We start from the raw sequence: 5,328 nt of genomic DNA, 5'->3' as shown, positions 1-5,328 counted from the left end.
GTTGATCGCTCCGCGATCAAAATACGGTGACGCCTGAAAACGTTTCGATCGCGGAGCGATCAACGACAATGCCCACCTCTAACGGTCCCTACCTGTGTATCGTATTCCGACTGCCCTTATTGCCGGCTTGCTTGTTTGCGGAATCGCTGTTGGCCAACAACAGATCTCTCGCGAACAACACGACTTGTTCGAGATCCATGTGCGTCCGACCCTGATGCGGCACTGTATCTCGTGTCACGGGGAAACCAAGCAAGAAGGCGGGCTGCGGTTGACGTCGCTTGACGACTTGCTCAAAGGAGGCGAATCAGGGCCAGCCATCGTGGTCGGCAAACCCGACGAAAGCTTGCTAATCGAAGCACTGCGGTACGAGTCGTTCGAGATGCCGCCGGAGGAACCGCTCGAAAACGAATTCATTGACGGGCTGGTGAACTGGATTGCCGCGGGGGCTCCGTGGCCAGCCGATGTAGTGCTGAAACCGCTGCCCAAAATCACTGACGAAGACCGTGCGTGGTGGTGTTACCAACCGATCACCGATTCCAAACCGCCCGCGACCCAGCGTGACGAATGGTGCCGTGGCGATCTGGACCGTTTTATTCTGGCGCGACTCGAAAGCGAAAACCTTGATCCGTCCTTCGAGGCCGATCCGCAGACGTTGGTTCGCCGCATCCATTTCGCGATCACGGGACTGCCGCCCGACGCAGCGGCGATTCGCACAGCCGGCTCGCCCGATTTCGACTACGAGGCGATGGTTGACCAGTTGCTACAAAGCGAGGCATACGGTGAGAACCAAGCACGGTTTTGGTTGGACCTGGTTCGTTATGCCGATTCGGACGGCTATCGTGCCGATCATGCACGGCCGGATGCCCATCACTACCGCAACTATGTGATTCGATCGTTCAACGAAGACAAGCCGTATGACCGATTCGTCCGCGAGCAATTGGCTGGTGACGAAATTGATCCGGGCAACCGTGACGCCCACGTCGCGACGATGTACATGAGACACTGGATCTATGAACACAACCAACGGGATGTCGAGACGCAGTGGCACGAAATTTTGCATGACATCACCGAAACCACGAGTGATGTTTTCTTGGCACAAGGACTGAAGTGTGCTCGCTGCCACGATCACAAATTTGATCCGCTGCTGCAAAAAGACTTCTTTCGCATGAAGGCCTTCTTCGCCGCGTTTCAGCCTGCCGAGGATCATCCGGTCGCCGACGCCGAAACACGCCGCATCTATCAAGAACAGTACGCGAAATGGGAAGCAGCAACGGCCGAGATTCGCGAACGGCTGCGGGAAATCGAGTATCCCGTGGCGATCCAACATGCGACACGTGAGAAAGCAGACAAATTCATCCCAGAAATCCAGGAGATGATCCACAAACGGCCGCACGAACGAACGCCTTACGAACACCAGATTGCATCGCTGGCCGAGCGGCAATTCGACTTGCTGTACGACAAGTTGTCTCAGTGGTTAAGCGAGGAACAAGAAGCCGAACGACAAAAACTACACAAAAAGCTCGCTGAGTTTGACTCGATCAAACCGGCACCACTACCCACGATCGACTTTGTCAGCAGCGATGTCGGCCCGGTCGCACCAGTGACTTACATCACGGACAACAAAGACAAAACGCCGATCGCTCCGGGCTTCATCACCTTGCTGGACGCATCGGACGCCGAGATCACGCCGCCGCCTGCATCGCTTCGCTCGACGGGGCGCCGCACGGCGCTGGCCGATTGGATCGTCAGTCCTGAGAACCCACTCACCGCTCGCGTGATCGTCAATCGTATTTGGCAACAACACTTTGGTGTGGGACTTGTGGAAACGTCCAGTGATTTTGGACAACTGGGCGTCCCACCGACGCATCCGCTGTTATTGGACTGGCTTGCCTCGCGGTTTATCGAAGACGGATGGAGTCTGAAGAAACTGCACCGCCGCATCCTGTTGTCGGCAACCTACCGGCAAACGTCGCAGCGGCCACTGGACGAAGCCCTCGCCGTCGCCGACCCCAACAATCAATTGCTGTGGCGGATGAACCCGCGGCGATTATCGGGCGAGGAGATCAACGATGCAGTACTGACCGCCAGCGGTGAACTGAAATCGAAGAAACGAGCAATCTACAAAACGGTCCGCCGCAATTCGCTCGATCCACTCCTGGCGGCTTTCGACGCTCCAGATCGAATTCGCAGCGTGGGCAAACGTCACCGTACCACGACGTCGCCTCAGGCGTTGCTATTAAGTAATGGCACTTGGTCGCACGACCGAGCAGCGGCGATCGCAAAACGTTTTGCCAATAGCGGTGATGAAGAAATGCTGATCGCCAATGCCTACCAAATGCTGCTGAGTCGCCAACCGAGTCTCGACGAAGTCCAGATGGCGATGGAGTTTCTTGAGCACTACGCCGCGGCCACTCCGGATGAACAGGGGCCAAAAATCGAAACCTTGGTATCGATGCCGACGACGTCCGGCACCGCGGTGGATCTAAAACCAGGCGGTCCGATCCGCATGAGTTTGGCGACGTCGAAAGAGCTTCCCGATGGCGACTTTACAGTCGAAGCGACCGTGCTATTGCGATCGCTCTACAAGGATGCCAACGTCCGCACGATCGTGGGACACTGGAATGGCAGTCCCAAACGCGCAGGCTGGTCGCTGGGGGTAACGTCCGCCAAAAGTGCTTACAAACCTCGCAATTTGATCCTGCAATTGGTGGGCAAGACGGCCGCGGGCGACAAGCTGCATTACGAAGTCGTCGCGTCGAACTTGCGTCCAGAACTCAATAAACCGTATTACGTCGCCGCCAGTGTCAAGCTCAGTGACACCTCGGAAAAGGGAATCACGTTCTATATGCGAGATCTGTCGGACAAGGATGCCAAGTTACAAGTGGCACATGCGAAACACACGGTCACTCAACAGATTCGTCCTGACAATGACCTGACGATTGGCGATCGATTTGGCCAACATCAATGGGATGGATTGATCGACAATATTCGCATTGAAGCCAAAGCTCGTGATCTGACAAAAATTGCGCAAGCGGATTCGGTCGAAGGCTTGCCAAGCTATGTGATTGATTGGCAGTTCGAGAACAAAGACAGCATCGGTTTCGATTCATCGGGTAACAAACATCACGCTTGGGCGAGTATCAAAAATTCGACCGTCGCTCCGCCAAGTGACCGGGCTCGCGTGGCGTTGGTGCACGCGTTGCTGAATTCGAACGAGTTTATTTATGTCGATTAACGAGTGATTAAGTGGATCTTGCTTAAGATCCTATGCGCTGAAAGATGACGAGAGAGGCAGGATCTTTAGCAAGATCCACTACGAGGAATACGAGAGAGATTCATCCAACGTCACGGCCGGCCCTACCGAGACACGTGGCGTTTGATAACCCTGGCGCTAGGATCGCGGGGCGATCAACGACAATGAAAAACTAAAAAGGAAACGTTCAATGACATCGACTTTTTCGCGACGCGAAATGCTGCTGCAAAGCGGGACGGGATTCGGAGCACTCGCGTTGGCGGGGATGCTGCAGGGTGTCGGTTCGGCATCCGAATCCACTGCCGCGCCATCGCCGCTGATGTCCAAGTTGACGCATCACCCGGCGCGGGCCAAGAGTGTGATCTTTTTGTTCATGGAGGGTGGCCCAAGTCACATTGACACGTTTGATCCAAAGCCCGCGATCCAAAAGCTGGCCGGAAAACCGCTGCCCGATTCGTTTGGCCGCGTGATCACGGCAATGGGCGAGTTCGATTCACCGGTGCTCGAGTCCAAACGGAAATGGAAACAGCATGGTGATAGCGGGCTGTGGGTATCAGATTGGTTGCCGCATATGGCAACGCGAGCGGATGACTTGGCGGTGATCCGCTCGTGCTGGACCAACGGGATCAACCATTCCGGTGGCGTCTGCCAGATGAACACGGGAACTCAATTTGCTGGCCGCCCGTCGCTGGGCAGCTGGGTCACCTATGGACTGGGGACACAGAACCAGAATCTACCCGCTTTTGTCGTCATGCAAGACAAGGGAACCGTGGTGAACGGTCCGCGAAACTGGGGCACCGGTTTTATGCCGGCGATTTACCAGGGGACCCAGATGCAGATCGAAGGAACTCCATTCGCCAATTTGGACGTACCGAAACACGTCAATCCGCGACAGCAGCGAATCGAACTCGATTACCTTACCGCAATCAACAGCCGGCACATGCAGACGCGGCGTGACAATAGCGAACTGGAAGCCCGGATCCGTAGTTACGAGCTGGGCTTTCAGATGCAAAGCCACGCTCCTGAGGCGGTCGATTTGTCTCAAGAAACGGCCGAAACCAAATCGCTGTATGGGATGGACGAGAAAGAAACGTCCGAATTTGGTCGCAACTGTTTACTGGCGCGGCGGATGGTCGAACGCGGCGTGCGGTTTATCCAGCTGTACCACGGCGCGGGCAGCAAATGGGACGCACACAGCAACATCGAATCGAACCATACCAAAATGTGTCGCGAGATGGACAAGCCTGTGGCCGGCTTGTTGACCGACTTGGCACGCCGCGGATTGCTCGATGAGACCCTCGTTGTTTGGGGCGGCGAGTTTGGACGCACGCCGATGAGCGAGCAGGGGAACGGCCGCGACCATAACCCCACCGGTTTCACGATGGTGATGGCCGGAGGCGGCGTGAAAGCAGGACAAGCCTTCGGAGCAACGGATGAAGTCGGCTTGCACGCGGTCGAAGATCGAGTGCATGTACATGACCTGCACAGCACGATTTTGTATTTAATGGGAATCGACCATCGCAAATTGATTTACGTCAACAAAGGCCGACCGGAACGCATCGACGAGAACGAAGGGCATGTGTACAAGAAAGTGGTGGGGTGAGCCGACGCAAGTCACCTCGCCCGAGCGCAGCTGGGGAGAGGTCGGACGGGTCCTTTAGGCCTCGTCCGGGTGAGGACCGCGGTGCGCACACTTGGATGCAGCGTTCGACTCGGATTGCGCGGTCGGCCCTCACCCGAGCAATCGCTAAAGGCTCTGCTCGACCTCTCCCAAACTTTGTTTGGGAGAGGTGACATACCGCAAGGCACCTCTCCCGAGCGAAGCTGGGGAGGGGGCGGACGAGCCCTTCAGGCCTCGTCTGGGTGAGGGCCGTGGTGCGCACACTTGATGCGGCGTACGACGCGGATTGCGCGGACGGCCCTCACCCGAGCAGTCGCTAAAGGCTCTGCTCGACCTCTCCCAAACTTTGTTTGGGAGAGGTGACATACCGCAAGCCACCTCTCCCGAGCGAAGCTGGGGAGGGGGCGGACGAGCCCTTCAGGCCTCGTCTGGGTGAGGGCCGTGGTGCGCACAC

The 5,328-nt window shown here is 56.7% G+C and carries 2 protein-coding genes; both read left to right on the top strand.

Annotation, left to right across the window (positions count from 1 at the left end):
• Positions 1-94: 94 nt before the first annotated feature.
• Positions 95-3,235: a DUF1553 domain-containing protein gene (locus tag ABX962_RS29275; RefSeq protein ID WP_372724816.1), complete on the top strand. Its 3,141-nt coding sequence runs from the start codon at positions 95-97 to the stop codon at positions 3,233-3,235.
• Between the two features lie 208 nt (positions 3,236-3,443).
• Positions 3,444-4,856 carry a DUF1501 domain-containing protein gene (locus ABX962_RS29270; protein ID WP_372724814.1) on the top strand — a complete coding sequence of 471 codons (1,413 nt, stop codon included), beginning with the start codon at positions 3,444-3,446 and terminating at the stop codon, positions 4,854-4,856.
• The last annotated feature ends 472 nt before the right edge of the window (positions 4,857-5,328 follow it).

Source organism: Novipirellula sp., assembly GCF_041583735.1.
In the GTDB taxonomy this organism is placed as follows: Bacteria; Planctomycetota; Planctomycetia; order Pirellulales; family Pirellulaceae; genus Novipirellula.
This window is presented reverse-complemented; position numbering and strand designations above follow the sequence as displayed.